We start from the raw sequence: 21,890 nt of genomic DNA, 5'->3' as shown, positions 1-21,890 counted from the left end.
CCCAATCATATTTTATTATTACAAATCTAAAGGAACGGAGCTCTTTTTGTGAGGAGGAACGACGAGCAAAAAAGCGGTAGTGGAAGGCGGATTAAGCTGCCCAAATAAATTTATCCAGCCGCTTCAACCGATTGCACACCTCAAATTATTTCTTCGAAGTCTGCTTCAAAAGCCACTTCACCCATTCTTCAGTTCCCCGATAATTGGTAAAATCTGCAGGTAACTTTTTGCCGTCGATGTATTCGTTGTAGCACCACGGGTCGCCCAATGCGAAAACCGTCCCTTTGCCGAATTTTGCAATGGCTCCGATGTTTTTCCCCTCTGCCTTCAAAATAGCTTTGGCAGGGGATTTCACGTCGATGGAACTTACTTCTTTCATATATAATTTCTGCTCAGAAAAAATTTTGTTTCCGGCCGAAACCATTACTTTTCCCTGCTCAAATTCTCTTTTCTGAACGCGGTTGTAGCTGTCATCGTTGAAATGAATTCCAAATTCTCCAGCCAATTTATTGAAATGTTCGAATTCTGAATTTCCATTATCGTTGCTCATCAAGACCAAAACGCCTCCTTTTTTCACCCAATCAGTCAGGTTTTTGATGCTGGTCGGGTCAATCAGATTGGCTTTTCCACCATATGCTTCTTTATCAATATCGGCATCGACGATGATGTAAATATTGGCGTTTTTCAAATCTTTTTTGGTCGGAGCGGTTGTCAAAGTACTGATTTCGGCACCCTGTTTTGTGAAAATTTCTCCCAACAGAGAAAACCCGCCGTTGGAAGTGTCGTTCCACGTGTAATGCCACGATTCGAGGACTTTGGTTTCTTTGTTTTCCTTTTTTTCGTTGTTGAAAAAGTTGTCTAAAACGACTTTAGGTTTCTGCTGAGCATTGGAAAAACTAAAGGTCAGCAAAGTTCCTAATGCGAATGTTTTTATGATATTTTTTGCACTCATTTCTAATGATTTGTTTTTTGAATTCGTGAATTTTCGAGTTCTTTTTTTAATATGTTTCTAAATAATTTTAACGCAAAGTCCGCAAAGTTTTTAAATCTTAATCCAAAAATTATTTTGAATAATAAATTGGAATTAATTGAATTTCTCCGTCAAGACCGGAAGGCTGAACTTTCCAGTTGGATGCATCAAATGGCTTGTAGTTAATATTCACAAAATTGATTTCGTGGTAATTTCGCCACTGAATTTTCTTCTGGTCCATATCACGGATTCGGTTCGCCATCAGGTTGCAGACTTCGATTTGGATGGTATTTTTTCCTTTCTTTAAATATTTTCCAATGTTAATTTCAAAAGGCAGACTCCAGACTATTCCGGCATCCTGACCGTTGACAATCACCTTTGCACTTTCATAGAGTTTATCGAATTTCAGAAGATAATCGTCAGCATTTTTCTTTTTTAATTTCAAAGTCGTTGTGTACACTCCGGTTCCGGAAAAACTCTGCGTTGAAGTGTCTTCTGTGAAATTTGTCCACGGTTGAAGTTTGTCTAACGTTTTGGATTTTGGAAGTTCAGGACCGCCTTCTTTGAAAGTCAATTGCCAAGGTTGATTTAAAGCGATTGGCGCATCGGTTTTTTCAGCGTAATACCAATTGGGAATCGAGGTATAAATTTCTTCGGTATTTTTTATAATTAAGGATTGTCCTGATTTCAACTGAACTTTAACTGAATTATTCTGAGTCTTTGCAAGTCCATAATCTCCATTTTCAGGATTCATCAAAGTCACTTGTTTTCCAATATAATTTAACGGAATATTTTGATTGATTTCCTTTGAAGTATGGTTGACGATGTAATAATATTTTCCGCCGTCGAACTGTCTTCTCACGAATTTCAATCCTGTATCGGTCAGTTTTTCTCTTTCAATTTTTAAATATTCCAAAGCTTTTGCAACATCTGAACTCAACAAAATTTTACCTTTCCCGATGTTGGCAAATTTCACATTTCCTGACTGGTTTTGAAACGGTATTTGATTCCATAAAGATTTTAACTGCGTTCTTCTTTTTTCGACTTCAAAATTTCCGGGAATATCTTTTGGCTCGTTTTGAAAGATAATTGATGCGCCGTTTTGAGCTAAATTTATGATGCTTTTTAAAGTAGATTCCGGCAGATACGTCAGTTCAGGAATAATTAAAACCTGATAAGCCGACCCTTCCTTCGAAACCTGAATTTTCTGATTTTCCGACTTTGATTCGCCAATCATTTTATCCGAAATCATATCGAGAGAATACCCCATTTTACTGAGTTTATTCATATTTTCATACATCGGAGTCGGCATCAACCATTTTTCCACGTTATGAACTTTGAACGTCACGTCCTTCCCTTTCGGACTCGCCCATTGGTCGTAAATTGGCCAGTAAATCAGTAGTTCGTTGTCTGATTTTCCGCTTTGCAAAACAGATTGCGTGCGTTCGATATAAGAATTTAATCCTTTCAGATGCGGCCATAAACTGTTTTCAGGAACGAAATTCACCGATGCGTAAAACAACCATCCCGGAAACTTTACATCTGTAGGCGTATAAGTCGTTCCGTGATAAAAAACGTGATTGATTCCTGATAAAAAAACCTGCTCAACTTCCGGTTTTGCCTGAGACCACGAGGTTTTGAAATGCTCGGTTAACCAGGTAAACGTTTCGTTTGAAGTTAATTTTTTGCCTGTCACATTTGCTGCTGAAGAAGCAAATTTCAACATATTAAAATCAGGCATATCTGATTTCTGAATATCAGCAGTATCTCTTTTTAACCCCGGAATTTCAAAAATCGAACTTCCGAAAGTTTCAGATTCGGGAATATCGACAGCTGCGTACAAATCCAACAAATTCCCCGGCGAACCGTGTGCCTGATTGGTATTTTTTGAGTTTTTTGAATGTGCCCAATTGGTGAAATCTTTGGTAAAATTGTTTAAAATCAATTCGCTCAACGTTTCTCTGTAATCGGATTTTACCCTTCCTGCAATTTCACTTTCCTCATTACTCACAAGATATTTGATGTACGGACTTAAATCATAGCCTCTTCTTTTTTTGAATTCATTTAAAAAATCCGGCGTCCAGTCGGCGTTGTAAACCTCATAACTGTCATTGAAAAAAGACCTGATTCCATAATTGGAATTTCCAAAAGCCTTGTCAAAAGTTTTCAGATAATTCTTCGTCGCGTCTGGCGAAAAGTGGTCTAAAGTGTAACCTTCGCCACCCGGCGCCGCACGTTTTACTTTTTGTAAAATTTTACCCACAAAAACTGCGTAAACCGTCCACTTTCCTGCTGTTGGTTTCCAGTTTAAAGAGCCATCAGCATTGATTTTATCTGTTAAAACTACCGCTTCATTTTTTTCATTGTAAGCCGTGACAACATCGAGTTTAATTGTTTTTAAATTCTTCTGTTTCTCGTCTTTCAGAACAATTTTATCTGAAAATTTTTCGCCTGATGAAATCGTGTAGATCTGAACAATCATTTTCGTAGCAGCATCCTGTTCGTCCACTTGCGGTCCGCCAATTGGCCAACCTGTTCCCACGGACATATCAACGCCCATATTTAAGCTTTTGGCTTTGTTGGTCGTGAACTGGAGCATTTTCATCCACTCCGTAGAAAGGTAATTAATGTATTGTTTTTCAAAACCTTTTGCACCGTAAATTGGCACGATTTCAACTCCTCCGAAACCTGCTTTATGTAAAGTAGTGAGTTGTTTATCCAATCCTTTTTCATCAACGGCATTTCCCATCCACCACCAGCGCGTCCAAGGCTTTGCTGTCTCGGTGGTTTTGGGCCACGGATTTTGTGCGGAGAGATTTCCGAAGGCAAAACAGAGGAGACTGAGACTGACTATATTATTAATTTTCATTATTAAATCTTGGCTTTTAAACGTTTGTCATTTAACTTCGTTCAGTTCGAGCAAGCTCTTGTGTCGAGGAACGAAAAATCTAATAATGCTAGATTCTTCACTACACTTCGTTTCATTCAGAATGACAAACTGCATATTACTCAGAGCAATTTTCAATTTCCATCAGGCTTCAGAGATTCCATAAAAACAGATTCTGGCCAATGGAACTCTTCGACTTTATCAGGCTTATTGGGGTTAAAATTTTTATAATTTTTCGAAATATGTTTCTTTAAAGTTAAATTTTGGTCTACAATTGATTTCACAACACATTTTGCCAATTCGTAAGCGCCATAGGTGTTGAAGTGCGTATCATCAGCCAAAGCAGTCGGTTGGTTGGGATAAGAATTTGCGGGATAGTGTACGAATGCTTTTTTTCCTTCTTCCTGTCCCATCGCTTCGAATAAAGTTTTGCTCAAGGCATTCAAATCGATTAAATCGACTTTTTCCTCCTTTGCAATTTCACGCATCGCATCAGGAAAATCATCTAAAGTATTGACGATTTTATTATTTCCGTCAAAAACTCTGCGGTTCATTGAGGTAACCAAAACAGGAATTGCTTCCAGTTCTTTGGCTTTTAAAATCCATTCTTTCAATCTTTTTCTGTAGCCGGATTTTGTACTGTTGCCCGCTTTCTGGTCGTTGTGTCCAAACTGAATAAACAGATAATCTCCGGGCTTTATTTTATTCCAGATTTTATCGATTCGGTGGCGGTCTTCGAAGGCTTTCAGGGTTTCTCCGCTTTCGGCGTAGTTGGCAATCACGACTTCATTCGGAACAAAAAAATACGGCAACATCTGCCCCCAAGACGCCCAAGGTTCGTACTGCGCATCTACAACCGTGGAATCGCCAGTCAGATAAATGGTTTTTGCGGTTTTGTTAGACTGAATGATGACCGAGCAAACTTTTGGCGCTTTGTCATTGAATTCAATCGTCAGCAAATTGTCCCAATGTAAATATTTTCGTTCTCTTGGTTTCAGCTTTACAATCCCAATTTGAGTTCCGTCGTGTTTTCGGATGATGCTGTCTTTGACGTGAACTGTGATTTGTTTTTCGACGATTTCACCTTTTTTTGTCTTAATATCATTCAGCATCAGACGGCGGTTTTCTACTCGCACAGTCGTTTCCGAATTCCCTTCCGTATCGCCAAGATTTAATGTAATATTATAATTTCCTTCAGGAATTGCAACTGAAAAATAGAATGGTTTTTCGCTGGTTATGAAATCTCCTGTCAAAGCATTTCCGCCATTATCAACGGATTTCAAACCGGAAATATCCATAAAACCGTAGCCGATTTTCTTATCAAATTTTGAGGTTGATGTGATGGGAATAAATCCGTTTTCGGTTCTGTCTGTACCAAAATCAAACTTGAAAGTCGTCTGTTGCGCAAACAAAAACGAACCTAAAAACAGCGTCAAAAATTTTATCCAGTTCTGCATCTTAATCTGTTAAAATATTTTCTTTCGGCATTGTAAACTGCTTATTTTCATCGCCCAAATCCGGCAATCCGAAATAAAAATATAAGGTTCTTTTAAATGTTCCATTCAGATGATTCGGTTCACTTTCCAATCCTAAAGATTCGGTTTTATCGTTAATGTTAAATGCTAAAACAGTTCCCAGCGGTGGAATTGAATCTAAAAATGAAATATTTCCGCTTGGCAATTTCGGATAACCTTCTGCTCCGTAAATTCCGTAAAAATCAAAAAGTCTGACGAACATTTTTTCTTCTTTGGTTCCGACCGTTATTTTGCCTTCTGCTGTATCTAATTGCAACCACGAAATATCATCAAAATAGCCTTTAAATTCAGGATAAATCCAAGGTGATTGCCCGGTTTTGGTTGAGTTCTTTAAATTTTGCCAAATATTATAAGTCTGTCCCTGCAAACGGTTTTTCCAAACGTGATAAGGTCCTTTTCCGAGCCATTTTGCGTTGATAACGTAGTTTTCCGGATAATCGAAACTTACGCCTGAAAACTGGTAATCTCCATTTAAAGAATATTGATAATTTAATTCTAAAATTCCGTTTGGATTGAGTTTCCAAATGATTTTATTTCCGTTTTTATAATTGACTTCAATCAGCTGATTTTGACCTTCTGCAAAAGATTTGATAGAAGATAATTCCATTGCTCCGTTCACAAAAACTGGTCCGTTTTTGAAGGTTATTTTTTTTCCTTTTTTATCGACAATCACTGATTTTAATAATCCATCTTTTTTACCAATGGCGAATTCTTTTTCGTCTGATTTTAAAATAAATTCAGTTTCATTTTCAACCACAGAAACCGGAAATTCTTTAATTAAAGAGTTTGAAAACTGTTTTGAAATTTCATCATTAGACTTCAATTTCCAAGTCCAGGTATAAATTTCTTTTCCGAAAGAATCGGTTGCCGTTAATAATAAACCTTCATTTTCTTTCCAGTTTGAAGGAAGACTAAGATTGATATTTCCTTTTTCTGTCGGTTTAATATTCGGAGATTCTGTTTTTCCTTTTTGAAGAACATCAAATCCTGATTCTGATGAAAATGGTGTTTTGAACTTGACCAATTTCCATTCAAATTGACACTCATTTAAATTGGTAAAATGGTAGCGGTTTTCAATAGGAATAATTCCATTAAAATCATCCGGTAACGTTTTCAAATCAATTTTTAGCGGACTGTAAATTTCACGGATGGCATAAAAACTTCCCTCCTTTTCACGATGCGGACCCACAACTCCATCGGGAGCGTTAATGGCATTCACATCAATTTGATTATTAAAGTCTGTTCTTACCAAACCTTCGTCCGCAAACGCCCAGAGAAAACCACCTGCACCTTTTTTGGAATTCCAGTGAAGTTCCCAGTAATCGGCTAAAGAAGTTCCGCCACCGCCGTCATCCTGTGCGTGCAGAAACTCGGTCGGCATATAAATATTTTCTCCTTCGAGAATTTTTTTGGTGCTGTAATAATCTTCGTAATGATTGCAATCGATGCCGTTGAAAGCATTTCCAGGCTTATGATGCGCGTGAATAACGGGACGGTTTGACAAGTCGTATTTTGCATATTCTGCATCCAAATCAAAATTATGTCCGCCCTCATTTCCGTTGCTCCAAAAAATGATGGACGGATGATTCGCATCTCTTGTAACCATTTCTTTCACGAGTTTTTTGCCAACTTGCGTGCTGTATTTTTTTTGCCAGCCAGCGAGTTCATCCAAAACATACAAACCTAAAGAATCACAAATCTGAAGGAATGACTTATTTGGCGGATAATGCGAACAACGAACGGCGTTCATATTCATTTCTTTAATGAGCTGAACGTCCATCAAATCGATGTTGTTGTTGACTGCACGTCCGGTTTCAGGCCACCAAACGTGTCGGTTGATGCCTTTCATCTTGATTTTGGTACCGTTGACGTAAATTCCGTCGCCTTTTTTTATTTCAATCGTTCGGAAACCTAATTTTTCTTCGCTTTGGAAGATATTTTTTTTGTTTTTATTTAAACTGAACTTCGCTTTGTACAAATTAGGCGTTTCAGCGGTCCAGAGTTTTGGATTTTTAACGGAAAACTGAATTTGTTTTAAAGTATCTCCTTTCTTAATGGTGACTTGAGATTCTCCAACGAGATTATTTTTAGCATCAAAAATTTCAACTTTCAAATTGTTGACAGAATTAATTCCTTTTAAATAAATATTAGAGCGAAACGTTCCGTCCGCTTTAGCATCAATTGCTGTTGAAGAAATATTTTCTTTTGGGGTTGCTTCCAAATAAACCGGTCTGAAAATTCCTCCTAAAATCCAATAATCAGCCAAACGTTCTGCATTATTTACCGATTTGTCGGCAGACATTTTAGAAACTTTGACTTCGAGAATATTTTCTTTTCCGAATAGTATTTTGTCGGAAATATCATATTTAAATTCATAAAAAGCACCCTGATGAATTGCTCCGGCCAACTTGCCGTTAATTTTCACTTCGGTGTCCGTCATCGAACCTTCAAAAACGATGTTGACTGATTTTCCTTTCCACGAATTTAGAACTGAAAATTTGTGTTTGTACAAACCTACTTCATCGTTAAATTTAAAGTTTTTGCCGTAGGTTACGTAATCTCTGCCGTAATTGTACGAGCCAAATCCCTGCTGTTCCCATTGTGAAGGAACCTGTATTTTATCCCAGCTTCCTGATTTTCTTCCACCGGTTATCCAAAAATCCCATTCTTTGGTATGTTCAGAATCTGTCCCGCTCAGGAATTGGATTTCCTTAGATTGAGAATGCAGTACCTGTGAGCAAAAGCATAAGAAAACGAATATTTTAATAAAAAAACTCATTTAGCAGAAATATCAGAGTCGTCTTTTTTGTCGTAAGATTGTGTGAGAGAAGCTACTTTCGTAACATTGACTTTGGTTTGCTTTAAATTTTGAATGTTACTTAAATTTTCGATTTCGGGCTTTAAAGCCTTGATTTTTAAATTTTCAAAAGTGAAATCTTTTAAATCAAACAAATCTGATTTTTCAATAGAGAACGCTGTTTCGCAACTTAAATCTATATTTTTGATGGTAATATTATTTGCCAATCCTTTTTTCGGTCTTGCTTCTCCTTTTAAATCAAAAAACTGATTCCATCCTTTTGCGTAAATGAATGTTTTTACGTTTCCTTTGATGTTATCTAAAGTAATGTATTCATAATGTTGAGGCGTGTCGGGACGCATTTTCAGGTGTAATAACCTTGAAGCATCTTTCACCGTAGAATTTCTGAAAATGATATTGTAGTTGTGAATGGATTCACTTCCGCAAGTGAGTGCAGAATGGCAGAATCCGAAAGTATTGTCTTCAATAATGATGTTTCTGTTTTCTCCATTATTCGGGTCTGTGTCTGCTTTTGGACCTTTTCCTCCCTTTAAAGCGATAGCATCATCATTAACCGACATATAACAGTTTTTCACAAGGAAATTCGAACAGGCATCAATATCAATAGCGTCTGTACTTGGTGCTTTTACCGGTTCTTTTGGAGCTAAAATTGTTAAGTTTAATAATTTTACGAATTGAGATTTGTAATAATGCGTGCTCCAGAACGGTGAATTTTTAATCGTAATTCCCTCAACCTGAACATTTTTGGAATTGGAAACATAGATAATTCTAGGTCTCATTTCATCCATATTGGTGCATTTAGGATTCCATTCTCTTCTTTTCCAGAAGGATTTCCAAAATCTTAAACCGTTTCCATCTAAAGTTCCTTTTCCTGAAATCGTGAAGCCGTCCAATCCATCAGCATTGATTAATGCAGGGAAATATTTCACAGTCTGACCTTCCATTCTTGTCGTTACCACTGGAAAGTCGTTGATATCATCGCTTCCTTTTAATTTTGCTCCGTTTTCTAAATATAAATGTGTTCCTTGTTTGAAGAAAACTGAACTTATAAGAAAAGTTCCTTTTGGTACAATGACAACTCCGCCTCCATTTTTCGCAGCCAAATCTATGACAGCCTGAAGTTGTTTTGTCTGAAGAACTGTGCTGTCATTCTTCATTCCATTGGCTGTAAGGATGTATTTTTTTCCTAATTTGTTGATGTCTGTTGGTTTGTTTTCTTTAAACCACTTGTCGATTTTGGTTCCGTCTGGCCATTTGTCCTGGCTTTTCAGACTTGATGAAAATAAGAAAAATACTAATAGTGATATAATAAATTTGGTTTGAAATTTCATAATTGGGTTTAATTAATAAAACTGGTTACGTTGTATTTCAACTTTATAAAAGTAGACATTCTATGAACTTACAGTATCCTGCACTTGCATGTTGCTCATATTCTTGCTTTGAAATTTAATTTAGAAAAAAAAACAAATCTACATTCTCTGAATATACATCAACATCACCTTAATTAACACGCTTTTTTATCTCATTTTTTAATAATTGATTTTGATTAAGCTCAAATCTACTTTTGTAATCTGTTGATTTATAGAAATTAAAAGCAAGACGGAGCAGGACACTCATCTTTTGGTTTGTTTCTAATTTTCCATCATTACAAATTTTTAATCATCAATTAACAATAATTTTATGAAAAATAAAAAATTACCAGTTAAAGAGTCGCTGAAACTTTTTGTGTTTTGCGGGCTGATGTCAACAGCTGTTGGCTTGAATGCTCAAACATTGGCTTTCCCGGAAGCTACAGGATTTGGAAGATATACTACAGGTGCAAGAGGCTCAGCTAATCCTCAGGTTTATCTCGTAACCAACTTAAACGACAGTGGCCCGGGTTCTTTTCGAGATGCGGTAAGTCAGGAAGGTAGATTTGTGATTTTTAAAGTCGGTGGAATCATCAATACCTTATCTCAGATTGCAATCGCAAAAAATACCACTATTGCAGGACAAACTGCTACAGGAGAAGGTATTGTACTTCTTGGAGCAAAGGTCACATTTACTGGTGCGAGCAATACGATTGCCAGATATATCCGCATCCGCTATGGCAATACAACACAAGGTCAGGACACTTCCGGATTATCCAACGGTGCTAATATCATTTTGGATCACATGTCGTTTACTTGGGGAACAGATGAAGTTTTCTCCATCAACTGGGATAACAAAGGTGAAAGTCCTGATAATATCACGATTCAAAATTCTATTATCGGTCAAGGTTTGCATCGCCACAACCACTCTGCTGGTGGACTGATGCAGCCATCCGAGGGTAAAATAAGTCTGATCGGAAACTTGTACATCTGCAACAAAACTCGTAATAATAAAGTAAAAGGAATCAATGAGTTTGTAAACAATGTGGTTTACAACTGGGGAAATTACGGTAATACTTATGGACATACGGAATCCGGTGACGCCTACATTATGGGAGGCGACTCTGCGGGAAGCTCTGATGTGAATATCATTAATAATTATTTCATTGGTGGTCCCAATACGCAAAGTACGCTTACAACGCCTTTCAACAGAGGAAACAATAATTTCTCTTTGTATGGCGCAGGAAATTATTTTGACAACAACAAAGACGGCATTCTGAACGGTACTCTGGTTCCAGCAGATCTTACAGGATATCCGACGGGAGATATTAATTCTATCAAGTCTACGCCGTACGATTATCCGATGAAAAATACACCGTTGTCTGCTCAGGAAGCTTTTGACAAAGCAGTATTAAGTGTTGGCGCGTCATATCCAAGACGTGATCAGGTGGAGAATCTGATGGTTTCCGATCTGGCTTCGAAAGGTACAACGGCGACTTATGTTTATGTTCAATCTGATCTTACATCACAATTTGGTTTTACCAATGGTGGCGCAGGACACGTTTATGGTGCGCCGGCTGCGCTGGATACGGATAATGACGGAATGCCGGATGCTTGGGAAGATGCGAATGGACTTAATAAAAATGTGAACGATGCTTTGGCAGTCAATACGACCAATGCGCCTTATCTTAATATAGAAGTTTACATCAATAGTGTGCCAACTCAAACGCCACAACCTTTTATCATTCCGCCAACAAATGTTAATTTTACGAATGTAGTATCAACTGAGGTTCCGCCTTCCAGCTCTTTTACTGTAAACTGGAGTGATAATGCAGATAATGAAACGAATTATATTCTGGAACGTTCTACGAATGGTACAACTTTTACAGAACTTGCAACACTTGCTGCGAATGTAACAAGTTACAACGAAACAGGTTTGACGCCAAACACTCAATATTATTATCGAGTTAAAGCTATCAATGCAACAGAATCTTCGGTTTACACTACAGTGGGATCTGTGACTACCCCACCAATTCCGTCTGCGCCTACAAAAGCCACTACGCCAACACCATCTACAGGGAATAATAATGTAGAATTAACAAGTGGTAATCTGCTTCTGAAATGGACAGGCAGTTCCAACACAACTTCTTATGCCGTTTATTTCGGAACAAGTGCGTCAAATTTAACTAAGGTAAGCGATGTAGCTTACAGTGCAACACCAAGTTATCAAATGACTGGTCTTAGTCCTGCGACTGATTATTTTTGGAGAATAGATGCGTCTAATGATAAAGGAGTTGCAACAGGTGACGTTTGGAGCTTCAAAGCTTTGACAGCAAGTCTTGTGGGACATTGGCCATTTCAGGAAGCACCGTCGGAAGGAGAAAAAATTGCAGATTTAACAGATTATGAAAATGATGGAATTCTTGACCTGGCGTATGATAATTCGAGTGTAAGAGTTCCGGGGAGAGAAAACAATGCTATCAATCTGGCAACAGCGCCAGGTAGTATGTACATCACAAGCATTCCGGATCAGGATCACATCAGATTTGACAGAAATTCTTTCACTGTTTCTTTCTGGATGAAAGCTCCGGCAAGTATGATCCCGAGCTCATCTTCAACAAGTCTCTATGTTTTGTGCAAAGGCTCCATCACAAAAAATAATACAACTGGTGCTACCGGAAAACGTTTCAATGTGGAGCTAAAAGGTGGACAATTGCGTTTCGCTATAGATGATGACGTTACGAAAAAAGAAATCACGTCTTCTCTTGCCAAATATTTCACAGATCAATGGGTAAATGTGGTCATTATGAGAGATATTGTTGCTCATAAAATGAGAATTTACACAAATGGCATTCTCATCTCTGAAGGCGATGAGACTGCGGTTACAGGCATTGGTGAAGCAAGTGATCTTGTTATAGGAAATATTGGTGAACTTGAGTTCAAAGCAACTACGAATACGCCGGCTCCTTACAAAGGTGCGTTTGATGAACTGAAAATCTTCAATTACGCATTGTCTGCATCAGAAGTAAATGCTTTATACAGCCAGGCCACATTAGACGTTGATAAATTTGGGTCCAAAAATAGAGGAATTGTTTATCCAAATCCAGTGAAAGACCAGATTTTCATCCAACTTCCTAATTATGAGAAATCTACTCTGACTGCAACATTAACAGATATGAGTGGAAAAGTCATTCTTAAAGAAACGATTACTTCCACATCAAAAGGACTTTTCAAACTTAATATTGTTAGTAAAAAAGTGTCAGGAACGTATATTCTCAATGTTTCCGGAGAAAGTCTGAACAGTAATTTTAAAGTAATTGCCAAATAAAATCTAAACCACTTAATTTTTTAAATCATATTTTTCATTATCAAACCTTTCAAATTATTTGGAAGGTTTTTTTTGTATCAGCACAAAAAAAAGAGAGACAAATTTGAGCTGCCTCCCTTCTTTGGTTAAATATAATTGAATGTATAAATTTCTGGGAAAGAGGACATTGCTGCCCTCCTTATCAATAAATCTAATAAACTATGAATTAGATTTATTTGATTTTTTCACATCAAATTTTTTGCCAAAATATTTTTGACAAGAGAAAATTTTATATTTTTTTTGGCAATTTGTCGATGGTATTTTTTAGTCTGAAATCAACGTTAATTTAAATTACTAAAATTTTCAGATGATGATTTTAATCAAAATCTAAACATCTTATTTCTTCCCATTTTATACCTGGAAATATCTTTTAGAATCACTTCATCATTAGGATTGAAATGTTTTAACTCATTTACAATTTCGGAGTGTGTTTTTACTTTTTCTGCTATGATTTCGTAAGCGATATTCCTTGTGGTTTCCTGAAGCTTTGGATCTTTTTTGAATTCAGTTTTTAAGGCTTTCAAGTAATCTAGCTTTTTTTCCGCCGATAGATTGTGATACAATTCCTGAATCTTATCATCCAGGATTTTAACATCGTTAATATTAGCAAAATAATTATTAAGACAATTGAATCCATCGCGGTCTTCTTCCCAGCCTTTTAGCAAAATCTTTTGAGCTTCTTCCTGCAATTCCATTTTTTTTCTGTAGATGAGGGCTCCTTTTACCATCTGACTATTCTTCACGTAATCATCCACAACCATTTGGTAATAAGTATTTGCATTCTTTATATCATTGATCTCTCTGTACAGATCGCCAACTTTTTCTTTCTGTCCCAGTTCTTTGTGGAGATCTATTGCTTTACTGTATTGTTTTGCCTTTTCGTAGCAATTTGCGGCTTCGGATTTATTGTTTAATTTTTTGAGATAAATTACGGCTGCTTCATTATAGAGACCACCATTTTCCAATGTTTTGGCGCCACGAAAATTATCTTTGAGCAGATTCATATAAACTTTTGCTGCTTTGATATAATTTTTTTCTTCGATATATCTTTGAGCAAGCTCTTCATATTTATTAAGCAGCCTGTTGAAAAGCACATTTTCTACATAGCCGGTTCCGCCACGTTTCTTTTGTCCTGCGGAATTTCCATTGTTATTTTCTTTACTTTTCAAAGCAGCTATAACTAAGGATAATATGAAAACCACAGCGATAACTATGAATAAACTGCCAATTGCCGACCAAAAACTTTGCTGTAATAACTGCGCCAGTACACTGATGATTTTCAGAACCGCCAGAATGAGAAATGCAGCCAAAAACTTCTCTGTAAATTTCTGCTTATTCATTTTTATCGGATTTTAAAATGGTTTTATCTTCACTGAAAAGGTAGTACAACAGAAGGATAACACAGATGATAAGAAACCAGGTAAACAGATTGTAACCAAACATTTTTATGACCGGATAAAACAGGTAGACCAACATGCCAAGGAGGATAATAACAAGAGAAGCCTTGACTGTAAATGGAATATTGTCACCACCCATGTTTAAGGTTTTTTTCCTGAAAAAGTAAGAATAGAGTCCAACAATCCCAACAATTCCTGCTATTAAATAAATAATATCCAGAAATGAAACGTCATTTTTTTGAGATGCTATAACTGTGTCCAATGTCTGTATTTTCTTTGCTTTTTTCAGAACAAATTTTGGTTCCGGAGATTCCTTTGTCCCATAAAGACGTCCCAAAGAATCCTCAATCAAAACCTTTTTCTTTTTCAGAATCATGCTTACAACTCCCTCATCTGCAGGTTTTCCTGAACCTGATTTCTTCAAAGAATCGGTGATTTTCTTTTTGTACAACGGTTCATTTTGAGCTAAAAATTTCACAATTTTTTTACCGTAAACTTTTACTAAAGAATCTGTTGCGAGGTTTGTTTTGTCATTGATATTAATAATATCCTCCTGAATTTCATTAATTGGTCTTCCGCCTTCTTTCAAATATTCTTCATAGCTCTTGTCATTCGCACTGCTAAAAGATAACGAAGCTTTTATATGTTCAGCCATCAAACGGCGTCTTTGCAAACCGTACATTGAATCAATTTTCAAATCAATATCTGTAACGCCGGATTTGTAAGCCACTATTGGAACAGACATTTCGCTATCAATGTCCGATATATTATGTATAGAACCAGCTGATTCTTTTGGTGTAGTATCTTTATTAAAATTAAATGACATTCTGATAATAACCATAACAACTAGAAATGCGGGAATTATCCACTTGTTTCTTTCCCTACCGGAAGTACCATTTCCCGAAAATGACGATTGCTGATTTCCGAAAAACTTATTAAACCAGGTATTATCAAATTTGAATTTTGCAAAACCATCATCTCGTGAAGTTCCGGCAACATCAAGCGGAATTCCCAGATCAGCAACTCTGTCGGGATATTTTTCCAGATATTTTAAGTATTTTTCGATCTCTTTTTTATTGCCGGCCATTACTTTTTTAAGGTCAAAAGGCAGATCTTTCATCCACTCTTCTTCTGTCTTCGGATTTTGAAGTGATTCCAGAATTTTTTCATCATTTATTTCAACGGTGAAACGCTCTATTTTCTGAGGAATCTCTATGCCTTTTACAGCTTTTCTGATGATATCATTACTTCTTTCCGGTTCCTGAAGCAGAGAAATCCAGTCTATTTCTTTTGCCAATTTCACAAATCCGAAATCCGGATGCATGATCAAATATTCTTGATCAATATTTCTCCAGTCATCATCATTTATCTTAGGATATATGATGGTATTCTCCGGGATAAAAAACTTGTTATCAACACATTGAAAATAGATATTTCTGCCAATTTCTTTTGGAGCAAAGCTATCAAAAACTAAAAGGCAACCATACAAAACATTGGGTTCAGTAGAAGGAACAGCGTAAGACTTTACCTGATTAAGGTCAATGCCGAGAAAATCCATTTCGGAAAGCCAAATCAGCGGGGATTCTCCTTTGATCAAAATTCCTTTTTTTGGATAGCTGTTATTATAAAAAGGTTTAATAATCAGTTCCATAAGCCAAAATATGATTGATATAAGCATCCAAATATTCCGAATACATTTCCTCTCTTTCCCTTATCTTTAGTTTTGTGCCTTGATGTAAATAATATTCTGAACCACCAAATTCCACAGCTGTTGCCAAAGCCAAAAAACCGTCTTCAGCAGATGGAATATAAAAAACAGGAATATTCTTGCTGCTGCTGGTAAAAGTCAGCATTCCCCGGGAATCTGTGATGATCTCGCTGCCATCGGAAAACACAAATTTGTTTTTGTTCTGCTGCGCATGGATCTTTATGATAGCTCTTCTTTTGTAAAATGTCAAGGAACTGTCATATTTTTTTATCAATTCATTATTTGAAAAGACCAGATTATTTCCTGCGCTGATTCCTGCATTATTAAAGCTATTGAGTATTTTGACACTATTAAGAATCTGTTTACCAATCTCAACATTCACTTTGCTCAAATTTTTCGCAATATCTTTATCATTATTCACTGTTTCGATAGAGCATTCGCCTTCAATATTAATTTTAAAAATTGAAGGTGCATCTTCGTTGTGCAAATAAAAATTTTGATTAAAATAAACCGGTTGGAAATCTCCAGGAATGTGATGACCCATCAAATTGATTTCTGAATATTCTTTTGTGGTCAGATTGAGTTTAGAAACCAAAAATTTATCCTCCTGATACTGGCAAAGAATAAAATGCTGCTGCTTATTTCTGGCCAATGCAAATTTGCCTTTTGGTTTCACGGATATATTTTCTATCAGGACTTCGCAGCCTCTGTGCGTTTTGTAATGTTCGAAATAATTCTTGTTGTAATAATTACTTGACAGATAAGTTCTAAGCAATTGTTTCTTGGAACTTAAAATATAAAATTCCCCTTCATATAAGAATGTGGCAATTTTATTTTTTGGTGTCGGGAATAGCAATGGATAATTCTTGGGAACATCTATTTTTTTTGCATTTTTCGAAGTGTTATCTTCAACTTTCGATTTTTCTTTAGGCGGATTTGACCACAATTCTTTTATCGGGAGCTGAATTTTCTGAACATGTTTCCTTGTTCCCTTGTGGTGTTTGTAAAAATTTAATTCTCCGTCTGAAGAAGTTGTTACTAAAAATTTCAAACGGTCTCTATTCTCGTGAACGACTTTCTGAATGCTTTGATTTCCTAAATTTTCCTGATGAGTAATGAAAAACACTTCTAAATCTTTTTCTGTATGCTCTTCATTGAAAAACTTTTCCAAAGCGTGGGAAACTTCCAAAACTGGACTAACGTGATTCAGATGATCTATCACCTCATTAGTTTTATCCAGAGAAATCGGAATATTGGTTTCTCCCAACGCAAACACTTTACATTCCGAATGTGCTTTCGGATGTTTGATGACTGCAATTGCGGATGCAAAAGCCAGAACCTTCGGAGTTCCCCAATTTCGCAGCGACGTATCAATAAGAATAATTCTTTCAAAAATATTCTCTTCAGGCGGAATTTCACGTTGAATATACAATGCTTCGTTATTCGCTACACGGTTCATGAAAACGTCGTCTTCATTGGCAAATTCCGACAAAAGCATTCTGCTGAAATAGCCTTTGTTCGTCATATCAGAAATTCCTCCAATTGGCTGTTCTCCGGGAGAAAGATGACGCATCGGAATTTTCAGTCCGCTCCAGATTCTTTTAATTAAACTTCCGACCTGAAAAGTTTTTGGCTCCTCAATGAGTTCCTGAATGAAATCTTTGCCGCTTTCTACTGTAGTTTCTTCTTCCACCATTTCATCCTCCAAATCCGGAATATCGACGTGATCCCGCATGGCTTTTATGATAGATTCTGTGGTCGGAAATCTGCTTTGAATAATTGCTAAAGTTTTAATATCCTTGTTAACAACAGATTGCGTCAGTTCAATTTTATCAGCCGCTTCAGAAATTTTGTGTGGTCTTTTTTCGAACCTTTTGATGATTAAATCCGAAGCTCCGTCAGAAATTTGATTGTGACCATCTTTAAAAATGGTTTTTAGAAGAATGATTTTATTCTGTCCTCTTTTGAAAGAACGTCCAATTTTACTTAGATTTTCAAGTAATGCAATAGCAAGTTCGATATCATTAAGGTAGGTTTTGTCCTTTTGTCTTTTCAAATGATAAAAAAGACCATCGAGATTCAGATATCCGTCTTGTAAAGCGTAGAGTACAAGGAGAAATGAACCAAAAGGCGGAAAACCCTGATCTTTCAATTCCTTCAAAATACCGATTGTGTAAGCTCTGTAAGCTATTGCGCCCACATTGGGGATCGAGATGAGATTGTGCTCATTGTACAGCGCATCATCACGAACGTCTTTATCCGTATTCCATTCCCAGAAATAATCTTTATATGATTGGAAGTACTCTCTTAACTCCATTCCTGCGATTTTTCAGTCAGACGAAATGAGCTAACAGAAAGTTTTCTGAAATCATCTTTGTTGAGATGTAAAAAACTTCCATCTTCATTCCATAAAATCCATTGTTCCTGACTTGCATTATATTTTTGTTGTAACAGAACACTCAAATTTTTGAACTCAAAATCAAAACCCGTCGGTAAAAGATGTCCGTCTTTTGTCCAGTAAGTTTTTCCTGGAAAACTCAGTAAAGGATTTCCTAAAAATAATGCTTTATCATTAATGATAATCCAATCAAGCTTTTCCAGTTTGAATTTTGGTGAATCTATAATTAAATCTTTAATCTCAGAAATTGAACAAAGCAATGCAACGGCAGACTGCTCTTCTTCGCTTGGTTTTAATTTAATTTCAACTTTCTCATTGATTCCGAAAAAATTATTATTTGAAATCGGAAAAGTAAGTTTTAAAGCTTTGTCTATAGAATTCCAAAGCAAACCTGTTCTCACCTTTTTTGTAGGAACCAATTCATTTTTTCTGAAAAGAAGACCTTCTCGTAATTCATACAAAATGAAATCAGGCAACTGACGGATTTCGGATGAAATAGCCAGTTCATCGTTAAAACCTTTCAGCCAGATGACATCATCTTCCAAAGCAACCTGAACATTTTTCCAGTCCCGGATCGAGCCTAGAAAATCTTCAGAATGTTTGGGAATTTCTGCCCAAAATTCTTTTATACCGTTTGAAGAATCTTTTGCCATAGACTTTCGATTTCTGTTTGAATATACTGTTTCTGCTCGGGATTTCTGATCCAGTCGCAGCGGGTTTGTAGGTATCTTAATTTATCTTTGATGACGTTTTGTTCTTCAAAACTGAGATTTCCCGAATTCCATTTATCGACAAGAATTTTCACATCTTTCATTACCTCTTCCGGGTTCGGAGCTTTGTTCTGTAAAGCTTGTGGATGTGATTTCGGATGATCGTCTTTCTCAACGGTTCTGTTGATGATTCCTTCCAGAATTTCGATCTGTTCTTCGGTATCCCAAATGTGTTTCAGCACCCACAAATCCGACAGAATTGCTTCGTTTCTTCCGCAAATTAAAGCGCTTGCAGCAATCAGATTTTGCAATTTTACCGCTCTACGATCGGAAATAGCGATTCCTGTATTTCGGAGATTGATAATGGTGTTTAAATAAACTTCATAAATCGGTTTCAAATTAATTGTTTTGCACAAATTCTGAAGCTCTTTTATTTCTTGAGAAAGAATTTCAGGAATTTCAGTTTCTATATTATTTTCCAGTCTTCTTCCGGCTAAAAGCACCTGATGAAGTAAGTCAGGATGAACATAATCAACATTAATTCTTATTAAAAAACGGTCAAACAAAGCGTTCAATGCTTCATCTTCGGGAAGCACATTGCTGGCACCAACAAACATCAATGCAGGAAGATTTCTGGTTTCTTTTCCTCTTTTAAAAATTTTCTCGTTCAAAGCCATTAAAAGTGAATTCAGAATCGCAGAATTCGCATTGAAAATTTCATCCAGAAAAACCATTGACGCTTCCGGCATCATTCCATCTGTATTGGTAAAAAGCTCGCCTTCTTTGAGTTTTCTGATGTCAAACGGACCGAAAATTTCATTCGGTTCTGTAAAACGGGTTAAAAGATATTCGAAATTGTTGCCGTCCTTTACGGTTTTTGCCAATGTTCTGATTATTGCAGATTTTGCGGTTCCGGGAGGTCCGTACAAAAATGCGTTTTCCCTTGCCAAAAGACAGATTCCTAGCAAATCTACTACATCATTTTTTCCAACGAAAGTGTCTTTTACATAATTAAGGACAGTGTTTAGTTTATTAATACTTTGATTCATTCTCGGTCTTTTACATTTTTTAATTCTCTCCAGAATTCATTTTTATAGATTCCAAATTCAGCCATTAATAATTGATTGATAAATGGGATTTCTGCCAATGAATAGGCTTTTTTTTCCATAATTCTTTCGAGATATAATTTTCGGTAAGTTTTGTCTTTTAGTTCTTCTTCCCAATTAATCTTTTCCAAATCAAGATCAAAACCAATTCCCGAATAGTGAAATTGCAATAAAATATTTTTCAATATTTTGATCAATGGATCTTCAGTATCAGCGTTTTGCAGTGCATCTATAATCTGAGGCAAAAATCTTAATGACAAGTCTGCCGACAAAATGGAGATAGAATTTCTTGTCCCATTAAACAGTGGAATCAATTTATCAAGATTTTTTGCAGTATCATTCCGGATCAGATACAATTGTGCAGCGTGATATAAAATTTTTCCGGCCCAGACTGCCGCATCCCGATCACAACTGATCCGATCAGAAAAAAATTCTAATCTTTCTTTTTCAAATTCGGATTCAAAATAATCTGCAGCATCTTGCTCTTCTTCTTTTGAGATTTCATAAAAATCCGTAAAAATGGTAATGCATCCATCCTTCCGAAGTAAAAATAATGTATCTAAAAATGAAGATTTGGTTTTAATCATTTAACAAAAATAAAACTAATTCTTTGACAATTAAAATTTTAGCTGAATGATTGATAGTTAAATAATTATAAAACCGAAAACAATCCTATTTTTGATAAAATGGATGTTTGATTACTGGAAAAATTTAAAGAAAAAAAATGAAAATTGAGTTACAAAATTTATAGTGATAAATATTTATTGAACTCTAATAAGCTGTATCATTTTACAAAAAAATACGATAGATTTATGAGTTCAAATATTCGCTAATAATCTCCAACACCCCAAAATCATCATTAGAAAGAGCAGAAAACGAAGCCGCTTCTTTCACAGAAGAATGGGCATTTTCCATAGCATAAGAATATTTTGATTTTTTCAGCATTGTGATATCATTCATATAATCGCCAAACGACATAGTTTGGGAAGGAGAAATATCAAGCAGATTTTGCAAAATTCCAACAGCATTTCCCTTATTGATATCTTTATTCATTATATCCAGCCAGTACTTGCCGGAAACTACAACTTCTAGATTGTACTTTTGAAACTTTTCCAAAAACGGATATAGATGTTTTTCAGAACCTTCGGGATGATACACTGCAATTTTGAATGAATCATCATCTACTTCATCAGTCAAATCTTTTACCTTTTGATTTTCAGTATAATATCTCGTAAAATAATTGACGAATTTTTCATCATCACTTTCATAATAAGCCTTTTTCTTGGCTGACAATACTGCTCTTGCACCAGGAATCTCACGAATTGTTTCAATGATTTCCCTTACGAATGAGTTTTCTAATTTATCCGCAAAAAGCTCTTTATTTTTATAAATTACATAACCGCCGTTTTCAGCGATAAAACCAATTTCATTTTCAATATCTTTAAAATATTGAGTAATCCCGGGCATCTGTCTGCCGCTGGCAGGAACAAAAAGTATATTTCTTTTTTTAAGTTCTTGATAGATTGTAGGAAAATCCGGACTGACTTCATAATTAGAATTAAGAAAAGTGCCATCCATATCTGTGACAATCAATTTTATGTCTTTCATAAAGTTATTCTTACACAAATAATCCTAAAGAAAATTT

At 36.0% G+C, this 21,890-nt stretch carries 13 protein-coding genes; 1 reads left to right on the top strand and 12 read right to left on the bottom strand.

Annotation, left to right across the window (positions count from 1 at the left end; genetic code table 11):
- Positions 1–145: 145 nt before the first annotated feature.
- The 5 genes from OPU68_RS15915 to OPU68_RS15895 form a co-directional block, all read right to left on the bottom strand.
- Entirely contained in the window at positions 146–952 is an 807-nt protein-coding gene (locus tag OPU68_RS15915; protein ID WP_498474946.1) for a DUF4350 domain-containing protein, read from the bottom strand.
- Positions 953–1,061: 109 nt separating this feature from the next.
- The gene (locus OPU68_RS15910) at positions 1,062–3,839 is read right to left on the bottom strand and encodes a glycosyl hydrolase (protein WP_498474945.1); all 2,778 of its coding nucleotides are present in this window, start codon (positions 3,837–3,839) and stop codon (positions 1,062–1,064) included.
- Positions 3,840–3,991: 152 nt separating this feature from the next.
- Positions 3,992–5,314 carry a rhamnogalacturonan acetylesterase gene (locus tag OPU68_RS15905; RefSeq protein ID WP_498474944.1) on the bottom strand — a complete coding sequence of 441 codons (1,323 nt, stop codon included), beginning with the start codon at positions 5,312–5,314 and terminating at the stop codon, positions 3,992–3,994.
- Position 5,315: 1 nt separating this feature from the next.
- Positions 5,316–8,171 carry a glycoside hydrolase family 2 protein gene (locus OPU68_RS15900; protein WP_498474943.1) on the bottom strand — a complete coding sequence of 952 codons (2,856 nt, stop codon included), beginning with the start codon at positions 8,169–8,171 and terminating at the stop codon, positions 5,316–5,318.
- On the bottom strand, positions 8,168–9,541 hold the full coding sequence (locus OPU68_RS15895) for a rhamnogalacturonidase (RefSeq protein ID WP_498474942.1): 1,374 nt from the start codon (positions 9,539–9,541) through the stop codon (positions 8,168–8,170). Before OPU68_RS15895 ends, OPU68_RS15900 begins: the two co-directional genes overlap by 4 nt.
- A 349-nt stretch (positions 9,542–9,890) precedes the next feature.
- On the opposite strand from OPU68_RS15895, the gene OPU68_RS15890 reads away from it, so the two are divergent.
- Complete coding sequence (locus tag OPU68_RS15890; protein WP_498474941.1) at positions 9,891–12,887, top strand: LamG-like jellyroll fold domain-containing protein; 2,997 nt, start codon at positions 9,891–9,893, stop codon at positions 12,885–12,887.
- A gap of 359 nt (positions 12,888–13,246) precedes the next feature.
- On the opposite strand, the gene OPU68_RS15885 is transcribed toward OPU68_RS15890, so the two are convergent.
- The 7 genes from OPU68_RS15885 to OPU68_RS15855 all read right to left on the bottom strand — a co-directional run bounded on the left by OPU68_RS15885 (position 13,247) and on the right by OPU68_RS15855 (position 21,853).
- Positions 13,247–14,266 carry a tetratricopeptide repeat protein gene (locus OPU68_RS15885; protein ID WP_498474940.1) on the bottom strand — a complete coding sequence of 340 codons (1,020 nt, stop codon included), beginning with the start codon at positions 14,264–14,266 and terminating at the stop codon, positions 13,247–13,249.
- Positions 14,259–15,974, bottom strand: coding sequence for a bpX3 domain-containing protein (locus OPU68_RS15880; protein ID WP_498474939.1), 1,716 nt, complete (start codon positions 15,972–15,974; stop codon positions 14,259–14,261). Before OPU68_RS15880 ends, OPU68_RS15885 begins: the two co-directional genes overlap by 8 nt.
- Positions 15,958–18,348: a hypothetical protein gene (locus OPU68_RS15875; protein WP_498474938.1), complete on the bottom strand. Its 2,391-nt coding sequence runs from the start codon at positions 18,346–18,348 to the stop codon at positions 15,958–15,960. The genes OPU68_RS15880 and OPU68_RS15875 overlap by 17 nt, the downstream gene beginning before the upstream one ends.
- Complete coding sequence (locus OPU68_RS15870) at positions 18,339–19,082, bottom strand: hypothetical protein (RefSeq protein ID WP_498474937.1); 744 nt, start codon at positions 19,080–19,082, stop codon at positions 18,339–18,341. Before OPU68_RS15870 ends, OPU68_RS15875 begins: the two co-directional genes overlap by 10 nt.
- Positions 19,055–20,188, bottom strand: coding sequence for an AAA family ATPase (locus OPU68_RS15865; RefSeq protein ID WP_498474936.1), 1,134 nt, complete (start codon positions 20,186–20,188; stop codon positions 19,055–19,057). The genes OPU68_RS15870 and OPU68_RS15865 overlap by 28 nt, the downstream gene beginning before the upstream one ends.
- Entirely contained in the window at positions 20,185–20,832 is a 648-nt protein-coding gene (locus OPU68_RS15860) for a conflict system bpX4 domain-containing protein (protein WP_498474935.1), read from the bottom strand. Before OPU68_RS15860 ends, OPU68_RS15865 begins: the two co-directional genes overlap by 4 nt.
- A gap of 223 nt (positions 20,833–21,055) precedes the next feature.
- Positions 21,056–21,853, bottom strand: a complete 798-nt coding sequence (locus OPU68_RS15855) for an HAD family hydrolase (protein WP_498474934.1) — start codon at positions 21,851–21,853, stop codon at positions 21,056–21,058.
- Between the last annotated feature and the right edge of the window lie 37 nt (positions 21,854–21,890).

Source organism: Chryseobacterium sp. TB1-D10, assembly GCF_059803555.1.
This window is presented reverse-complemented; position numbering and strand designations above follow the sequence as displayed.

Coding starts and splice junctions, on each gene's coding strand:
- OPU68_RS15915 (WP_498474946.1), bottom strand. CDS start 952: ATGAGTGCAAAAAATATCATAAAAACATTCGCATTAGGAACTTTGCTG.
- OPU68_RS15910 (WP_498474945.1), bottom strand. CDS start 3,839: ATGAAAATTAATAATATAGTCAGTCTCAGTCTCCTCTGTTTTGCCTTC.
- OPU68_RS15905 (WP_498474944.1), bottom strand. CDS start 5,314: ATGCAGAACTGGATAAAATTTTTGACGCTGTTTTTAGGTTCGTTTTTG.
- OPU68_RS15900 (WP_498474943.1), bottom strand. CDS start 8,171: ATGAGTTTTTTTATTAAAATATTCGTTTTCTTATGCTTTTGCTCACAG.
- OPU68_RS15895 (WP_498474942.1), bottom strand. CDS start 9,541: ATGAAATTTCAAACCAAATTTATTATATCACTATTAGTATTTTTCTTA.
- OPU68_RS15890 (WP_498474941.1), top strand. CDS start 9,891: ATGAAAAATAAAAAATTACCAGTTAAAGAGTCGCTGAAACTTTTTGTG.
- OPU68_RS15885 (WP_498474940.1), bottom strand. CDS start 14,266: ATGAATAAGCAGAAATTTACAGAGAAGTTTTTGGCTGCATTTCTCATT.
- OPU68_RS15880 (WP_498474939.1), bottom strand. CDS start 15,974: ATGGAACTGATTATTAAACCTTTTTATAATAACAGCTATCCAAAAAAA.
- OPU68_RS15875 (WP_498474938.1), bottom strand. CDS start 18,348: ATGGAGTTAAGAGAGTACTTCCAATCATATAAAGATTATTTCTGGGAA.
- OPU68_RS15870 (WP_498474937.1), bottom strand. CDS start 19,082: ATGGCAAAAGATTCTTCAAACGGTATAAAAGAATTTTGGGCAGAAATT.
- OPU68_RS15865 (WP_498474936.1), bottom strand. CDS start 20,188: ATGAATCAAAGTATTAATAAACTAAACACTGTCCTTAATTATGTAAAA.
- OPU68_RS15860 (WP_498474935.1), bottom strand. CDS start 20,832: ATGATTAAAACCAAATCTTCATTTTTAGATACATTATTTTTACTTCGG.
- OPU68_RS15855 (WP_498474934.1), bottom strand. CDS start 21,853: ATGAAAGACATAAAATTGATTGTCACAGATATGGATGGCACTTTTCTT.